Source organism: Flagellimonas sp. B-3, assembly GCF_056857835.1.
Genome location: NZ_JBSXNW010000022.1, coordinates 53,740 through 70,729 on the forward strand (window position 1 = coordinate 53,740; position 16,990 = coordinate 70,729).

The following is a 16,990-nucleotide window of genomic DNA, read 5'->3' on the forward strand; positions in this document are numbered from 1 at the left end:
TTAAAAATTCAGAGGTTGAATTCTATGTTTTAATTTTTCTGATTCTTTTAAAGACCTTTGCCCTTTCTCCCTTTCTCCCTTTTGCCTTTCACCTATCTATCCTAAAATCATCCCGGCAATGGTAGCGGACAATAAAGAAGCTAACGACCCGCCCAAAACAGCCTTCATTCCAAAAGAGGATAACACCTTACGCTGACCCGGGGCCAAAGAGCCAATACCACCAATTTGAATGCCGATGGATGCGAAGTTTGCAAAACCACAGAGCATATACGTGGCCATAATCACGGATTTGTTGTAGGTGAAATGCACGCCGCTCGCCACATTTTTAAGGTCGGCCAATTGAATGTACCCCACAAACTCACTTGCAGCCAATTTTATTCCAAGCAACTGCCCCATGAGCATAATATCTTCGTTGGCGACCCCTATCAACCACATAAGTGGGGCAAAAACGGTTCCTAGAATGGCTTCCAATGAAAATTCTGTATAAGGGGAATTGGCGGCAATCCAATTATTAAAGGTGGTTATATCACCGACCCAACCCAAAATACCGTTGATCATGGCAATAAAGGCCACAAAAACCAAGAGCATGGCCCCAACGTTCAAGGCGAGCTTTAAGCCTTCAGTAGTTCCGTTGGCAATGGCATCCAAGATATTTGCACCAATTTTTTCGGAGGAAACCTCAACATCGGTATTTACTTTTTCCGTTTGGGGATATAATATTTTTGAAATGACAATGGCGCCGGGTGCAGCCATTACCGATGCGGCCAAAAGGTGCTTGGCGAATACCAAGCGTAGTTCGGGGTCATCACCGCCCAAAAATCCAATGTATGCGGCCAAAACGGCTCCGGCCACGGTAGCCATTCCACCAATCATCACCAAAAGGATTTCGGACTTGTTCATTTTTTCCAAGTAAGCCTTGATGAGCAATGGGGCCTCGGTCTGACCCAAAAAAATGTTACCTGCCACGGAAAGGCTTTCCGCTCCAGAAATGCCCAAACTTTTTGAAAGCAGCCATGCCATCCATTTTACCACAACCTGAATCACTCCCAAGTAATAAAGAACAGAGGTTAGGGCCGAGAAAAATATGATGGTAGGCAATACCTGAAAGGCGAAAATATAACCGAAGGTGTCCATGTCCACGACGAGCCCTTCGAACAAGAACTGGCTACCTGCCCGGGTAAAGTCCAAAATGTTTACAAAAATGCTTCCGACTTGATCAAACAAATATTGTATAAAACGAACCTTGAGGACCCCAATGGCTATCAATATTTGAAGGGATAGGCCTATGCCCACCGTTTTCCAATTAATGGCTTTTCGGTTGGAACTGAACAAAAATGAAATAAAGATGAGCGCTGCCATACCCAAAGCACCACGCAACAAAGTGGTAATGGTAAACCCTTGGTTGGGTATGATTTCTGTGGCTTCCTGTTGGGCTACGCTATCTGTAATAGTGGAGCCAATGGCAATGTTAAGTGAATCTGCGGGCAACGAATTTTGGCCGAAAGCGACCGAACAAAGGAATAAAAGTATCAGTAAACTTTGGGTCTTTTTCGCCATGTACGTTGATGGTTTATTTGCGCTTGGAAATTTCATCCCTCAATTTGGCAGCCTTTTCGTAGTCTTCGCTGGCTACTGCCTTATCTAATTCTTTATGGAGTTCTTGAAGGGACATTTCTCTGTATCCATGGGTGTCGGAACCAGATTCGATCTCTACTGCTTCCCCTTCTTGAAGGATTTCATCGACCATAATGCTATCGTCCTCACCCTCCTCTTTTTCTTTGGAAGAGAATTTTAGGAAGATTCCAGCTTTGTCCAAAATGGTCTTGTAAGTAAAAATAGGAGCGTTAAACCTGAGTGCAAGCGCAATGGCATCGCTGGTCCGGGCGTCGATGATTTCCTCATTGTTATCACGCTCGCAAATAATACTGGAATAAAAAACGCCATCCACCAATTTGTGGATAATCACCTGCTTGACCACAATCTGAAATCTGTCCGCAAAGTTTTTAAACAAGTCGTGGGTCAAGGGTCTGGGTGGTTTTATCTCTTTTTCCAATGCAATGGCAATGGACTGTGCTTCAAATGCGCCAATAACAATGGGGAGTTTTCGGTCTCCCTCTTCTTCATTTAAAATAAGGGCGTACGCGCCATTTTGTGTTTGGCTGTATGATATTCCCTTTATTTTTAATCGTACTAAACTCATATATCTCCTCCTAAAGCAAAAGGGCCGTTCAAATAAGTGGCTTTACCAGTTATCTGAACAGCCCCTTGCAATGGGCAAATTAACAAAATTTAAGCGTTTTGGGCTTTAAATTCTTTTAATTTTTCGATGAGTTCGGGCACTACCTCGAAGGCATCCCCGACTATTCCGTAATCCGCTGCCTTAAAGAAAGGTGCTTCTGGGTCGTTGTTGATGACCACTTTTACCTTGGAAGCGTTGATACCTGCCAAATGCTGAATGGCTCCGGAAATTCCGATGGCAATGTACAGATTGCTCGCAACCGGCTTACCTGTTTGGCCAACGTGCTCGCTGTGCGGACGCCACCCCATATCCGAAACTGGTTTGGAGCATGCTGTGGCAGCCCCCAAAACATCGGCCAATTCTTCTATCATGCCCCAATTTTCAGGTCCTTTGAGTCCGCGACCTCCTGAGACAACGATATCGGCATCGGCGATGGTCGCTTTTCCGACCACACGATCCACTTCTACCGATTTAACGGCAAAGGCGTTGTCGCCCAAGGATGGGCCAAAATCTTCCACCGAAGCAGATACATTGTTTTCAACAACTCCAAAAGCGTTGCTGGAAACACCTATAATCTTTATATCTGACGAAATCTCTGTCAAGGCAAACCCTTTGTTACTGAAAGCGGTTCGTTTTACTATAAAAGGTGAAGTGCTTTCGGGTGCGGCCACTACGTTGGGTACATATCCTGCGGTCAATTTCGCGGTTAGGATAGGAGCCAAAAATTTACTGTCCGCGCTGGAACTCAATATAATTACTTTGGTATCTTCCGCTTTTGCAGCCTGGGCCAATACATCAGCATAGGCTTTGGCATTGAAGGTAGCCAAGGAATCGTCCGATACCTTCAAAACTTTGGAAACCCCGTAGGTTCCCAATGAGGCATCGTCCTCGGCATTAAAAGAGACCGCTGTTACGGTTGTGCCTAAATCCTGGGCCACTTTATGTGCGTAAGAGGCCACTTCGAAGGCATTTTTTTTGAATTTTCCCTTGAGGGATTCTGTATATACTAGTACTGACATAATTTTTTGAAATTTCAATATTCAAACCCCAAATTCCAAGATATTTTTGGAACTGGCCCGCCAGCGGCAGGCAGGGTTTTTCGGATTTTATTTAAATCACTTTAGCTTCGTTGTGCAGCAGTTCGACCAATTCCCCCACATTACCGGCATCGACCAATTTAACGGGTCCTTTGGCAGCAGGTTTTTCAAATTTTTGGTCTTGTGTAGGTTGTGAGGCATCTACGGGTTCAACCACGTTCAATGCTTTTTTACGTGCCATCATAATACCTCTCATATTGGGAATACGAAGATCACTTTCCTCAACCAGTCCTTTTTGTCCACCGATAACCAATGGGAGGGAAGTGCTTATTTTTTCCTTGCCTCCATCAATTTCGCGAATTGCGGTTGCGGTATTTCCTTCAATTTCCAAACCTATACATGTGTTCACAAAGTTTATATCCAACAAAGTGGCGAGTATTCCAGGAACCATACCACCGTTATAGTCAATGGATTCCCTACCGGCAATAATTAGGTCGTATTCCCCATTTTTAACCACTTCGGCCAACTGCTGGGCCACAAAAAAACCATCGGTTGGTTCGGCATTGACCCGAATGGCTTCGTCGGCACCAATGGCCAAAGCTTTTCTAATGGTAGGCTCGGTTTGGGCCCCGCCAACATTGGCCACATGAACCGTTGCACCTTGCTTTTCCTTAAACCACATGGCTCGGGTAAGCCCAAACTCGTCATTAGGATTAATAACAAATTGAACCCCGTTTGTGTCAAACTTGGTATCGCCTTCCGTAAAATTGATTTTGGAAGTTGTATCCGGTACGTTGCTTATGCAAACTAAAATCTTCATATATACTTAAGGTTTATCGATTCAAATATAGGTATAAAATCTTAAATTTATTATGCATGCATAATAAATTTTGTTCTTTTTTTGGATTTTCTCCAAGCAAATTTCGGGTAGTTTTTGCTATTTTTGCTTGCGTTTTTAAGCAGACTACAAATATTTAGTACGATTTAATGAAAACATTACAGTTTAGGGAGGCGATAGCTGAGGCTATGTCCGAAGAAATGCGAAGGGATGATACCATTTATTTGATGGGCGAGGAAGTGGCCGAATATAACGGTGCTTATAAGGCTTCCAAGGGCATGTTGGATGAATTCGGACCGGAGCGGGTAATCGATACCCCGATTTCAGAACTTGGTTTTGCCGGTATCGGTGTTGGTTCTGCAATGAACGGCAACAGGCCCATTATAGAATTTATGACATTCAACTTTTCCTTAGTGGGAATTGACCAAATCATAAACAACGCTGCCAAAATCCGACAAATGTCCGGAGGGCAGTTCAATTGCCCGATCGTATTTAGGGGGCCAACGGCTTCTGCGGGACAGTTGGGGGCCACACACTCCCAAGCTTTTGAAAGTTGGTATGCCAATACTCCTGGGCTTAAGGTTGTGGTTCCATCGAACCCAGCCGATGCCAAGGGATTGTTGAAGGCTGCCATTCGCGATGATGACCCCGTGATTTTTATGGAATCGGAGCAAATGTATGGCGATAAAGGAGAGGTGCCCGAAGGGGAGTATACAACGCCTTTAGGTGTTGCGGATATTAAAAGGGAAGGTACCGACGTGACGATTGTTTCCTTTGGAAAAATCATCAAAGAAGCTTACAAAGCTGCTGATGAATTGGAAAAAGAAGGTATCAGTTGTGAAATTATAGATTTAAGGACAGTGCGTCCCATGGACCACGATACCATTCTTAAATCCGTAAAGAAAACCAACAGGATGGTAATCTTGGAAGAAGCATGGCCCTTTGGCAATGTGGCTACCGAAATTATCTATCACGTTCAGGACAAAGCATTCGATTATTTGGATGCCCCTATCGTAAAATTGAACACTGCAGATACTCCTGCACCTTATTCTCCAGTGCTTTTGGCTGAGTGGTTGCCCAACCACGAAGATGTGATAAAGGCTGTTAAGAAAGTGTTATATAAGCTGTAGAATCATATTTTAAGGTATATTAGCCCTGTCAACTTTGTTGACGGGGCTTTTTTTTAGGGAATATTTTTTTGATTAGAAATTACTTTGAACCAAATTTGACCTAAGTTAAATGGGGATAGGCTCTAATGCTTTTCTCCGTTGTCCCTTATATCTGCCTATGAAAAGATTCTTTTCCGTTTTTTTTCTGATTTTTATTACCTGCGTTACCGCACAAACCAAGATTGAAGGCGTTGTTACTGACGATGCTGGCATGCCCATTGCCTTTGCCAACATAATTTTCGCAAACTCATCCGAAGGAACCATTACCAATGATAATGGTCGCTTTTATATGGAGTCCGACGAAACCTATGATGCCATCAAGGTATCATTCATTGGTTACGAGACCAAGGAAATTCCCTTGGAACAAAAGGTGAACTATGGCATGGAGATCATACTTACAGAATCTGCGGAGCAGCTTCAGGAGGTAATCGTGTATACAGGGAAACAATCCAAAAAAAATAACCCAGCAATAGATATTCTGCGTAAAATTTGGGCTAAAAAACGGGAAAATGGGGTACGCAAGTACAAACAGTACCAGTACGATAAATATGAAAAAATTGAGTTTGACCTCAATACCATCGACAGTGCCTTGATCAAAAGTAAACTCTTCAAAGGGCTGGAATTTATGTTCGAGGACTTGGATACATCCCGAATCACGGGAAAAACCTATTTGCCCATGTTCCTCAACGAAACTTTTTCCAAAGTCTATGGCGATAATGTAATGGATAGGGAGAAAGAAGATGTTTTGGGAAATAAAAGCTCAGGTTTTAGTGGTAATCAGGCCATAACGGCATTTGTGGAGGATTTATACTCCGACTACGACATTTACGATAACTATCTCAAATTTTTTGATAAAAGCTTTACCAGCCCATTGTCCAAAACCGGAGTTGATGTGTACAATTACGTGTTGTCCGACAGTACCTTTATTGACAATAAATGGTGCTATAATATTATTTATTACCCGAGGCGTAAGAACGAACTCACCTTTAAAGGAGACTTTTGGGTGAACGATACCACCTTTGCCATCAAAAAAATTAACATGCAGGTCACCAAAAGTGCCAACATCAACTGGGTAAAGGAAATTTATATAGAGCAGGATTTTGAGGTGGTCAGCGATTCGGTTTTTCTCTTGAAGCGGGATTACATGCTGAGTGATTTTAGCTTTTCAAAAAAAGAGGAATCACGGGGGGTGTATGGCAAGCGTACCACGGTTTTTGATAATTATAATTTTGATAACCCACGTTCCGAAGATTTTTACAAGGCAGTTGCCGACCCGTACGATCCAAGGGTTTTCTCGCAGGATAGTATTTTCTGGAAAAATGCCCGTTTGGAAAGTTTGAACGAGGACGAGTCGGGAATCTTTAAACTGCTGGATACCTTAAAAACCGTTCCCAAGTTCAGAACATACTACGATATCGTAAGTATTTTGGGTTCTGGATATATCGAAATAGATAAATGGAACATAGATATTGGTGATATATACAGCACCTTTGGTTATAACGATGCCGAAGGTATTCGTATGCGGGCCGGTGCACGGACCTATTTTGGACAGAATGATATGTGGCGTTTGGAAGGGTACATGGCCTATGGTTTTGATGATAAGAAATTTAAGCACGGGTTTTCGGGCAAGTTTTTGCTCGATAGAAAAAACCGGCTCATTATATCCGGAGGAAATCGAAGGGACATTGAGCAATTGGGGCTTAGTCTTACCAGTACCAATGATGTAATGGGAAGAAGTATAGCTTCATCCTCCTTGGTAACCGTGGGTTCCAACGACCGTTTAACGAACATTAATCTATCTACCCTGAACGTGGAGATGGAGCCCGTTAAAAACTTCAAGATAAATGTGGGCGGTTCCTTTAGGACCTTGAGCTCTGCTTTACCCGACGCATTTAGTCTGGATTACGTGGACCCGGCTTCACCCACGGGCATTTCATCCGAAATAAAACAGTTCGACCTTAACACTACCTTGATCTATACACCAGGCAAGCGTACCATTGGTTACGGAGTGGAACGCTCTAGCATCAATGACGATTACAGCACCCTGGTTTTAAAATACACCAAAGGTGTGGATGGATTTTTGGAAAGTGATTTTGATTATGAGAAAATCCAATTCTCTTACCAACAGCCATGGCAAATAGGAGGTTTTGGCAGGTTGACCAGTAGCGTGGAACTTGGAAAAACCTTTGGGGAAGTGCCTTTGGGTCTGTTGAGTGTAATCCCGGGTAACCAGACGCTATTTTCACTGTACAATGTATTCCCCAATCTGGATTTCTACGAGTTTGTTACCGATACCTATGCTACGGTGCACTTGGAACACAACTTCAATGGTAGATTATTCTCGCGTATTCCATTATTGCGTAAGCTCAACCTTAGGGAAATTGTAGGGCTCCGAGGTGCTTGGGGGCAATTGTCCGAAGAAAACATAGCTTTGAGTGCCCCGACCAATATTCCTTTAATGGCTCCAGAGGACCAAATGTATTGGGAATATTCACTTGGTGTGGGTAACATTTTTAAAATACTTCGGATTGACTTTAACTTTAGAGGAAACTACCTCGATAATCCAGATGCAAGGGCATTTGGAATAACGGGAACTTTCGGATTTAGCTTTTAATTCTCACGAAACAGCCAATTTATACGCCCTATTCCAGTTATACTGGTTATTTTTGCACAATAAATTTATCACTAACATGTCTAAAAAACCACGTATTACCTTTGATGTACTGGTAGAAATACCCAAAGGTAGCAGAAACAAGTACGAATACGATTTTACCCTCAACAAAATTCGATTTGATCGAACCTTATTTTCCTCAATGATGTATCCGGGCGATTATGGGTTTATTCCTGAAACCTTGGCCTTGGATGGCGACCCGTTGGATGTATTGGTGCTTTGCACCGAGCCAACCTATCCGATGGTGGTTGTGGAAGTAAAGCCAGTTGGGGTTTTTCACATGACCGATGAAAAAGGTCCGGATGAAAAAATTATCTGTGTTCCGGTTTCCGACCCAATATGGAGCAAAAGAGATGATATAAGTGAATTGAACCCACATCGGTTAAAGGAAATCGAACATTTCTTTCAAGTATATAAAGATTTGGAAGAGAAGAAGGTAGATACCGGAGGATGGGGAGACGTTAACGAGGCCGTGCAAATCTATCACGAATGCGTTAAACGTTACGAAGAAAGCGAACTTAAAAAACAAAGGGCTTTCACCATATAGATAACATAACAATCACTTTAAAAAAATGCGCTTTTAATAATTAAAGGCGCATTTTTTTTATTACTTCGTATTTTACTACATTAGCTGGCATTAAAAATTTCTAAATAATCTAACCTATGGATTTAATCGTAAAATTTTTGCCTGTATTCGGTGTCTTGGCCCTCCTGTATGTATTCATCAAGAATGTATGGATTTCAAAACAAGAGGTCGGGGACGAGAAAATGGCAAGGATTGCAAAGAACATTGCCGATGGAGCAATGTCATTCTTAAAGGCCGAGTATAAAATACTGAGCATCTTTGTGGTCTGTGTGGCCGTTTTGCTCTTCTTCAAGGGAAGCAACGAAACAGGCTCCAACGGTATGGTGGCCGTTTCCTTTATTGTAGGGGCCATCTGTTCCGCTTTGGCCGGATTTATCGGTATGAAAGTCGCGACCAAGGCCAATGTAAGAACCACCAATGCTGCAAGAACCTCCCTTGGCAAGGCCCTTGAAGTGGCGTTTGCCGGTGGAGCTGTTATGGGGCTTGGTGTGGTAGGACTTGGTGTTTTGGGATTGAGCGGTCTGTTTATGATTTACAGCGGACAAGGCTGGGAACTTGCCGAGATTTTAAATGTACTCTCCGGTTTCTCCCTTGGCGCATCTTCCATAGCACTTTTTGCCCGTGTAGGCGGGGGTATTTACACCAAAGCTGCCGATGTTGGGGCCGATTTGGTAGGTAAAGTGGAAGCAGGAATACCTGAAGATCACCCATTGAACCCTGCAACCATTGCGGATAACGTAGGGGATAATGTTGGGGATGTGGCCGGAATGGGTGCCGACCTTTTTGAGTCTTACGTGGGTTCCATAATCGGTACTATGGTTTTGGGTGCTGTTTTTGCTGGATTGCCGGAATTTCAAGCTGCTTTTGATGGCCTTGGCGCGGTGTATTTGCCGTTGGCTTTGGCTGCCGTAGGAATTATAATGTCGATCATTGGGACATTCTTTGTTCGGGTGAAAGATGGCGGAAACCCGCAAACCGCATTAAATGTGGGAGAATTTGGATCAGCTGGTTTAATGTTGATTGCCTCTTATTTCATCATCAACGCCATGTTGCCCGAATCTTGGGTAGAAGGCGGGAAAGAGTTTACGGCTATGGGCGTTTTCTGGGCGACCATCGCTGGACTTGTTGCCGGACTTTTGGTAGGTAAGGTTACCGAATACTATACAGGAACAGGCAAAAAACCCGTTAACTCCATAGTGCGTCAATCCGAAACAGGATCTGCAACGAATATTATTGCAGGTCTTGGTGTGGGAATGATGTCCACGGCCATCCCAATTATTTTGATTGCCGCAGCGATTTTGGTATCTCACTACTTCGCTGGCCTTTACGGAATTGCGATTGCGGCCGTAGGGATGTTGGCCAACACGGGTATTCAGCTTGCAGTTGATGCTTATGGACCTATCTCGGATAATGCAGGAGGTATTGCGGAAATGGCAGAACTACCTGGGGAAGTCCGTGAAAGGACCGATAAATTGGACGCAGTTGGAAATACAACGGCTGCCATTGGTAAAGGTTTTGCCATAGCGTCTGCTGCATTGACAGCGCTTGCACTTTTCGCAGCCTTTATGAAAACAGCCGGGGTTACATCCATTGATGTGTCTCAGCCTGATATTATGGCGGGACTCTTGGTGGGAGGTATGCTTCCGTTTGTGTTCTCCGCGCTTTCCATGAATGCCGTAGGTAGAGCTGCCATGTCCATGATTGAGGAAGTGCGCCGTCAGTTTAAGGATATACCTGAATTGAAAGCCGCCTTGGCCGTTATGCGCAAATATGATTCAGACCTTTCCAAAGCCAGTAAAGAGGATATGGAGATTTTTGAAGCGGCCGATGGTAAAGCAGAATATCAAAAATGTGTGGCCATTTCAACACAGGCATCCATTAAAGAAATGGTATTGCCGGGATTGTTGGCGATCGCCGTACCGGTTGCCGTAGGTTTTATTGGTGGAGCTGAGATGTTGGGTGGACTTTTGGCCGGCGTAACTACCGCAGGGGTGCTTATGGCCATATTTCAATCCAATGCTGGAGGTGCTTGGGACAATGCCAAAAAGACCATAGAAAGTGAAGGTCGCAAGGGTAGCGATGCACATAAGGCAGCCGTTGTAGGGGATACCGTTGGTGATCCTTTTAAGGATACTTCGGGTCCTTCCTTGAATATTTTACTTAAATTGATGTCAGTTGTGGCCTTGGTGATCGCTCCTAGTTTGGTTAGTCTTGCTCCTGCGGATGAGGTAGGTATGATGAAGGCGGATGGTACTATGATCACCATTACAGAAGAGGGCATGAAAGAAACCAAAGCAGTGGAAAAACAAATCCGAGTGGAGGTAAGCAATACTGAAGACGGAGCTTACAAAGCTGTTGTGACTTCTTCCTCAAATGTTAATGGGGAAGTAGTGGAAGAAACCAAAGAGCTTATGGCGGACACCAAAGAAGAACTTGAAAAAAAGATACAAGCATATAAGAGTGCCGAGGCAAAGGATTAGCTCGCGCTTTATAGCAAAGCTGGAAAAACCACGTCAATTGGCGTGGTTTTTTTATGCTGCCACCATTGAGCGGAATCAAGATGTATTAGTTTATAGAGATCAGTAGATATTTACATGTAAAAAATAACCTAAAAAGTGTCATGCTGAGCCTTTCGGCTTCGCTCAGGAGAAACTAAAGTCGAAGCCTTTTTTGACGTTCAAAGAGTTCTCGACTGCCTGCTAGTCCGGTAGGCGGGCGCTCGAACTGATATAGGGAAACCTGATAACAAGCATTTTATATGCATAAATTGTGTGTGCTGTTTCTTAGTCTGATAAGGGAAATGGAAAAAGTTATTTTAGTCCACCAATGCCTGATAGATCAAGGCCCTTAATTTTCCATGATCATCAATATCTCCCGAGGGAATCAATTGGGTGAAATAAACCACGACCAATTCTTCTTTTGGGTCTACCCAATAGGAAGAATGATAGGCGCCGCCCCACCCATATTCACCAACGGATCCTGGAGTGCCCCTATCTCCCAAATCCTCAACTACCGAAAACCCTAAGCCGAAACCAGTCCCTCCCGCCCAGGGAAAGCTTGCTTTGCCCAGGTGATTTACCGTCATAAGTTCAACTGTTTTGGGAGAAATAATACGTTTTCCGTTAAAAGTTCCTTTGTTGAGCATCATCTGCAAGAATTTGGCGTAGTCCATAGAGGTGCTCAATAGTCCCGCTCCACCGGAAAAACTCTTTCGAGGACCTTCCACGTAAGCACCTTGCCCAACCATGCCCCCGGGATTGGGCGCACGTTCCAAACCATTTTCCGAGGGGGAATACACTACGGCCAAGCGTTCTTTTTTGGCTTCGGGTAGGTAAAAATGAGTATCGGTCATGCCCAATGGACCAAGAATGTTTTCTTGTAAAAAAACATCCAAAGTTTTTCCTGACACAACTTCAATCAATGCGCCTAGAATGTCCGTGTTGTAGCCATAAACAAATTTCTCCCCAGGCTGTGACTCAAAGGGCAATTCGGCCATTCGGGTCACTGTTTCCAATATCGGTTCATCCCGATCGGCGAAATACCATCCTTGTATTTTTGCTTTTTCCCAGAGGTCGGAAGCTATTCCTTGCCCATATGAAACCCCGGAAGTATGTGTCAACAAATCTCGGATGGTAATGGGTCTGTTCGCTTTTACAATGTCGTAAGAACCATCATCCTTGCTTACGGCAACCGTTGTCTCCATAAAGGCGGGAATGTACTTGCCGACTGGGTCGGTGATCAATAATTTCCCTTGTTCCTGAAGTATCATGATGCCGACACTTACAATTGCCTTGGTCTGTGACGCTATCCTGAACATGGAAGTATTGGTCATGGGAATGTTGTTCTCCAAATCATTTTTCCCGAAAGATTCAAAATAAGCAGCCTTGCCTTTTCGAGCTACGAGAATTGTGGCCCCCGATAATTCATCCCCATCAATATAATCCTGAAAGGTTTGGGATAAAATTCCCAAACGTTCGGAAGACATGCCAACTTCTTCGGGTGAAACTTTGGTGAGTTCTTGGGCATTAGTGGTAAAAAAGAGGAGGAATGCAAACAGTAAAGTTGCATATTTGGTAGGTTGCATTGTTTTCATGTGACTTAATATTGGTTTGTTTAGCGTGCAAAAGCATCTAAATATACCTAATATTTTGTCCGCAAAGAAGAATTGGGAAAGGTAGTCGAGTAAAAAAGTCCTTATTCGAACAATCCATGAATTTCCCCGTCAATACGGTTGATGACTTCTCCCAAATCCTCCGGGTTATCCACAAAATCCAAATTGTCCACATCAAAAATGAGCAGTTTTCCTTTTTGGTAAGTGTTTACCCATGCTTCGTAGCGTTCGTTCAAACGGCTGAGGTAATCAATGGAAATGGAGTTTTCGTAATCACGACCACGTTTATGAATCTGGTTTACCAAATTGGGGATGGTGCTTCGTAAGTAAATCAAAAGGTCAGGAGGTTGCACCAAGCTCTCCATTAACTCAAAAAGACCTTTGTAGTTTTCAAAATCACGATTGGTCATCAAGCCCATGGCGTGCAGGTTGGGTGCGAAAATGTGGGCATCCTCATAAATCGTCCGGTCTTGGATCACACTCTTTCCACTTTCCCTGATCTTTAAAATTTGACGGTATCTACTGTTCAAAAAGTAAATCTGGAGGTTAAAGCTCCAACGTTCCATCTGGGTGTAAAAATCATCCAGATAGGGATTGTCCACTACATCCTCAAAATGGGCCTCCCATTTATAATGTTTTGCAAGTAAGTTTGTTAAAGTCGTTTTTCCAGCGCCAATATTTCCTGCTACAGCAATATGCATGGGGTGTAAGTGTTTTTAAGTTGGTGTTTATGGATCAGGGAGTTTTTAATCATCGCAATATACAAAGTATATCCACTTGAAGAAAAAAAACTGGTTCAAATGGATGATCTTGCATTAGCGGCAAACAAAGTTTTAAAATATGTTCCAAATACGTACTTTTGCGCTTCAAAACGAGGAAAGATTTGACTGATTGCAACCTCGGCACCTTTAATTGGGTATACGAAAAATGCTAAAGCAGTTCGTGTCGGCTTCTGTTGGCATCTCTTCATCAAGGGTTTGGAACTTCTTCGCACTTTTTTGTCAAATCTTCAATTTTAAAAAAGAGAAATGGCGTATTTGTTTACATCAGAATCCGTTAGTGAGGGACATCCAGATAAGATTGCGGATCAGATAAGTGATGCACTGCTGGATAATTTTTTGGCCTTTGACCCCGAGAGCAAAGTGGCATGCGAAACTTTGGTGACCACGGGTCAGGTGGTTTTGGCCGGCGAGGTAAAGAGCCATACCTATGTGGATTTACAGAGCATTGCACGTGAGGTTATCAATAAAATTGGTTACACCAAAGGCGAGTACAAATTTAGCGGGGACTCTTGTGGGGTGATTTCATTGATCCACGAGCAATCGCAGGACATCAACCAAGGGGTTGATCGTGGCACTAAAGAAGAACAGGGTGCCGGCGACCAAGGCATGATGTTCGGTTATGCTACCACGGAGACTGAGAATTACATGCCTTTGGCATTGGATATCTCGCACAAGATTTTGGAGGTGTTGGCCAATTTAAGAAGAGCGGGAACACGCATTCCATACCTACGTCCTGATGCCAAGGCCCAGGTAACTATTGAGTATTCGGATGACAACATTCCGCAACGGATAGATACCATTGTTGTTTCCACTCAGCATGATGAATTTGATTCGGACGAAGCGATGTTGGCCAAAATCAAGAATGATATTATCAACATCTTGATTCCTGAAGTGAAAAAATTATTGCCTGAGAGCATTCAAAAATTGTTTACGGACAATATTAAATACCATATTAACCCAACTGGAAAGTTTGTGATTGGTGGGCCGCACGGTGATGCTGGTCTTACCGGAAGAAAAATTGTTGTGGATACTTACGGGGGGAAAGGTGCCCACGGAGGTGGAGCTTTTAGCGGTAAAGATCCAAGTAAAGTGGACCGAAGTGCGGCCTACGCTGCCCGGCACATGGCTAAAAACTTGGTAGCTGCAGGTGTTGCAGGAGAAATTTTGGTACAGGTGAGCTATGCCATTGGAGTTGTGGAGCCTACATCTATTTTTGTGGATACCTATAACTCTTCCCATGTGGATATGACAGATGGTGAAATTGCCAAAAAAGCATCCGAACTCTTCGATATGCGACCGTTTGCCATTGAAGAACGCTTAAAACTTCGGAATCCCATTTACTTGGAAACGGCTGCTTATGGTCATTTGGGCAAAGAACCAAAAACTGTGACCAAAGTTTTTGAATCTCCTTACAATGGAAGAATCGAAAAGGAAGTGGAACTGTTCACTTGGGAAAAATTGGATATGGTGGACAAGGTGAAAGAAGCCTTTGGGTTATAATCCCAACCCATCACTTAAAATAAAAGTAGGAGGAGCTTCAACGAGGCTCCTTTTTTTATTGGTATACTCCAGCGAACTTTAGTAGTTTTAGCCTATTAAAAAGAGTACATATGAGAAGTTCAGTTAGCATCCTGTTTCTAAGTATTTTAATGTTGACGGTGACCGTCAGTTGTAAAAAAACAACCAAGACCGAAACAAAAGCGGTCGACACCTATGTCGCCGACAATTACACCAAAAAAGAAGTGGACATTGAAATGCGGGACGGGGTAAAACTGCATACCACCATTTATTCCCCGAAGGATACCTCCAAAGCATATCCCATCATTATGCAGCGCACTCCGTATAGCTCTAGACCATATGGGGAGGGTAATTTTAGGACCAAAATTGGTCCCAACGAGCACTTGATGAAAGAAGGGAACATCATCGTTTACCAAGATGTTAGGGGAAGATGGCTCAGCGAGGGGCATTACGAAAATATGCGAGCTTATATTCCCAATAAAACCTCCGATGACCAAGTGGACGAAAGTTCGGATACCTACGATACCATTGAATGGTTGGTGAACAATGTGGAGAACAACAACGGAAATGTTGGCGTTTGGGGAATATCGTATCCCGGATTTTATGCTACTTATGCCACCGTGGATGCACATCCAGCGTTAAAAGCCGCTTCACCACAGGCCAGTATAGGGGATTTCTTTTTTGATGATTTTCACCACAACGGAGCCTATTTGTTGAGTTATTTCAGGGCAACATCACTTTTTGGAACACCGCGTCCCAATGGTGACCAGCCCATTGATACAGCTTGGTATACCTTGCCAGAACTTCCAACAGAAGATCAGTACCAATTCTTTTTGGATGCAGGTCCACTTAAAAATTTGGATTACTTTTTTGAATACGAAACCGCCGACACCCCGACCATACGTCCCGAAGGTGTTACGGATGATTTCTTTTGGAACGAATTGAAGAAACACCCGAATTATGATGAAATGTGGCAAAGTAAGGGACTGATTCAACACCTTAAAGACGTAAAGAGCAGTGTGGCTACCATGATTGTCGGAGGCTGGTTTGATGCCGAAGACCTTTATGGTCCGTTGGAAACCTACAAAAACATTGAAAAATATAACGAGGACAACTACAATACCATGGTTTTTGGACCTTGGGATCACGGAGCTTGGGCTAGGGACAAACAGCGCAATACGGTGGGCAACTACTATTTTGGAGATTCCATTTCCTTGTTTTTTCAAAAAGAAATTGAGACGAAGTTCTTCAACCACTTCCTAAAAGGAGAAGGCGATATGGATTCAGGCTTGCCCGAAGCCTATGTGTTTGATACGGGTAGAAAAGAGTGGAAAAAGTATGATGACTGGCCACCGGAGAATGCCACCAAACAAACTATGTATCTTTCCGATGACCAAGAACTCACTTCCGAGCAAATGGGAACTACGGGAATTCAGTTTATCAGTAATGTAAAGAAACCTGTTCCCTATTCCGAAGATGTGAAGACCGTTTTCACTCCAAGAAAATACATGACGGACGACCAGCGTTTCGCCGCTCGCCGTTCCGATGTTTTGGTGTTCGAAACCGATGTGATGGAGGAAGACCTCACTTTGGCAGGAGATATCTTGGCTAAACTAAAAGTGGCCACCACGGGCACGGCAGCCGATTGGATTGTTAAAGTAATCGATGTGCACCCAGCGGATGCCGAGACCAATGAGGAAATGCAAGACCACCTTAAAATGAGCAATTACCATTTAATGGTAAGGAGCGAGGTGCTCCGCGGTCGGTTCAGGAACAGCTTTTCCGACCCGGAACCTTTTACGCCAAATAAAAAAACCGATGTAAACATCAAGCTTCAGGATGTGTTCCACACCATTAAAAAGGGGCACAAATTGCAGATTCAGGTGCAAAGCACATGGTTCCCGCTTATCGATTTGAATCCACAAACGTATGTGGAGAATATCTTTAAGGCGGATGAAGATGATTTCAAAACACAGACCCACACTGTTTTTACCGATTCCAATATTGAGTTTAAGGTACTGAAGTAATACTTTTATCTA

At 43.5% G+C, this 16,990-nt stretch carries 12 protein-coding genes; 6 read left to right on the forward strand and 6 right to left on the reverse strand.

The window, feature by feature from the left end; translation table 11 throughout:
* Positions 1 to 96: 96 nt before the first annotated feature.
* The 4 genes from AC13CS_RS10205 to AC13CS_RS10220 all read right to left on the reverse strand — a co-directional run bounded on the left by AC13CS_RS10205 (position 97) and on the right by AC13CS_RS10220 (position 4,096).
* Entirely contained in the window at positions 97 to 1,557 is a 1,461-nt protein-coding gene (locus AC13CS_RS10205) for a nucleoside transporter C-terminal domain-containing protein (RefSeq protein WP_293167848.1), read from the reverse strand.
* 13 nt (positions 1,558 to 1,570) lie between these two features.
* Positions 1,571 to 2,200, reverse strand: a complete 630-nt coding sequence (locus AC13CS_RS10210) for a bifunctional nuclease family protein (protein ID WP_163625262.1) — start codon at positions 2,198 to 2,200, stop codon at positions 1,571 to 1,573.
* An 89-nt stretch (positions 2,201 to 2,289) separates the two neighbouring features.
* A complete protein-coding gene (locus AC13CS_RS10215) occupies positions 2,290 to 3,258 on the reverse strand; it encodes an electron transfer flavoprotein subunit alpha/FixB family protein (protein ID WP_293167844.1) in 969 nt (322 codons plus the stop codon).
* Positions 3,259 to 3,349: 91 nt separating this feature from the next.
* Positions 3,350 to 4,096, reverse strand: coding sequence for an electron transfer flavoprotein subunit beta/FixA family protein (locus tag AC13CS_RS10220; RefSeq protein ID WP_293167842.1), 747 nt, complete (start codon positions 4,094 to 4,096; stop codon positions 3,350 to 3,352).
* Between the two features lie 167 nt (positions 4,097 to 4,263).
* Between AC13CS_RS10220 and AC13CS_RS10225 the strand changes: the two genes are divergently transcribed.
* The 4 genes from AC13CS_RS10225 (at position 4,264) to AC13CS_RS10240 (ending at position 11,020) form a co-directional block, all read left to right on the forward strand.
* Positions 4,264 to 5,244, forward strand: coding sequence for a pyruvate dehydrogenase complex E1 component subunit beta (locus tag AC13CS_RS10225; RefSeq protein WP_163625259.1), 981 nt, complete (start codon positions 4,264 to 4,266; stop codon positions 5,242 to 5,244).
* 157 nt (positions 5,245 to 5,401) lie between these two features.
* Entirely contained in the window at positions 5,402 to 7,897 is a 2,496-nt protein-coding gene (locus tag AC13CS_RS10230) for a DUF5686 family protein (protein ID WP_293167839.1), read from the forward strand.
* Between the two features lie 76 nt (positions 7,898 to 7,973).
* Complete coding sequence (locus tag AC13CS_RS10235) at positions 7,974 to 8,501, forward strand: inorganic diphosphatase (protein ID WP_293167837.1); 528 nt, start codon at positions 7,974 to 7,976, stop codon at positions 8,499 to 8,501.
* Positions 8,502 to 8,617: 116 nt separating this feature from the next.
* Positions 8,618 to 11,020, forward strand: coding sequence for a sodium-translocating pyrophosphatase (locus AC13CS_RS10240; RefSeq protein ID WP_293167835.1), 2,403 nt, complete (start codon positions 8,618 to 8,620; stop codon positions 11,018 to 11,020).
* A 335-nt stretch (positions 11,021 to 11,355) separates the two neighbouring features.
* On the opposite strand, the gene AC13CS_RS10245 is transcribed toward AC13CS_RS10240, so the two are convergent.
* Entirely contained in the window at positions 11,356 to 12,633 is a 1,278-nt protein-coding gene (locus tag AC13CS_RS10245) for a serine hydrolase domain-containing protein (protein WP_293167833.1), read from the reverse strand.
* Positions 12,634 to 12,734: 101 nt separating this feature from the next.
* Complete coding sequence (locus tag AC13CS_RS10250; RefSeq protein WP_163625253.1) at positions 12,735 to 13,352, reverse strand: deoxynucleoside kinase; 618 nt, start codon at positions 13,350 to 13,352, stop codon at positions 12,735 to 12,737.
* Positions 13,353 to 13,679: 327 nt separating this feature from the next.
* On the opposite strand from AC13CS_RS10250, the gene metK reads away from it, so the two are divergent.
* On the forward strand, positions 13,680 to 14,933 hold the full coding sequence (metK, locus tag AC13CS_RS10255; RefSeq protein ID WP_293167830.1) for a methionine adenosyltransferase: 1,254 nt from the start codon (positions 13,680 to 13,682) through the stop codon (positions 14,931 to 14,933).
* Positions 14,934 to 15,043: 110 nt separating this feature from the next.
* Positions 15,044 to 16,978, forward strand: coding sequence for a CocE/NonD family hydrolase (locus tag AC13CS_RS10260; RefSeq protein WP_293167828.1), 1,935 nt, complete (start codon positions 15,044 to 15,046; stop codon positions 16,976 to 16,978).
* The last annotated feature ends 12 nt before the right edge of the window (positions 16,979 to 16,990 follow it).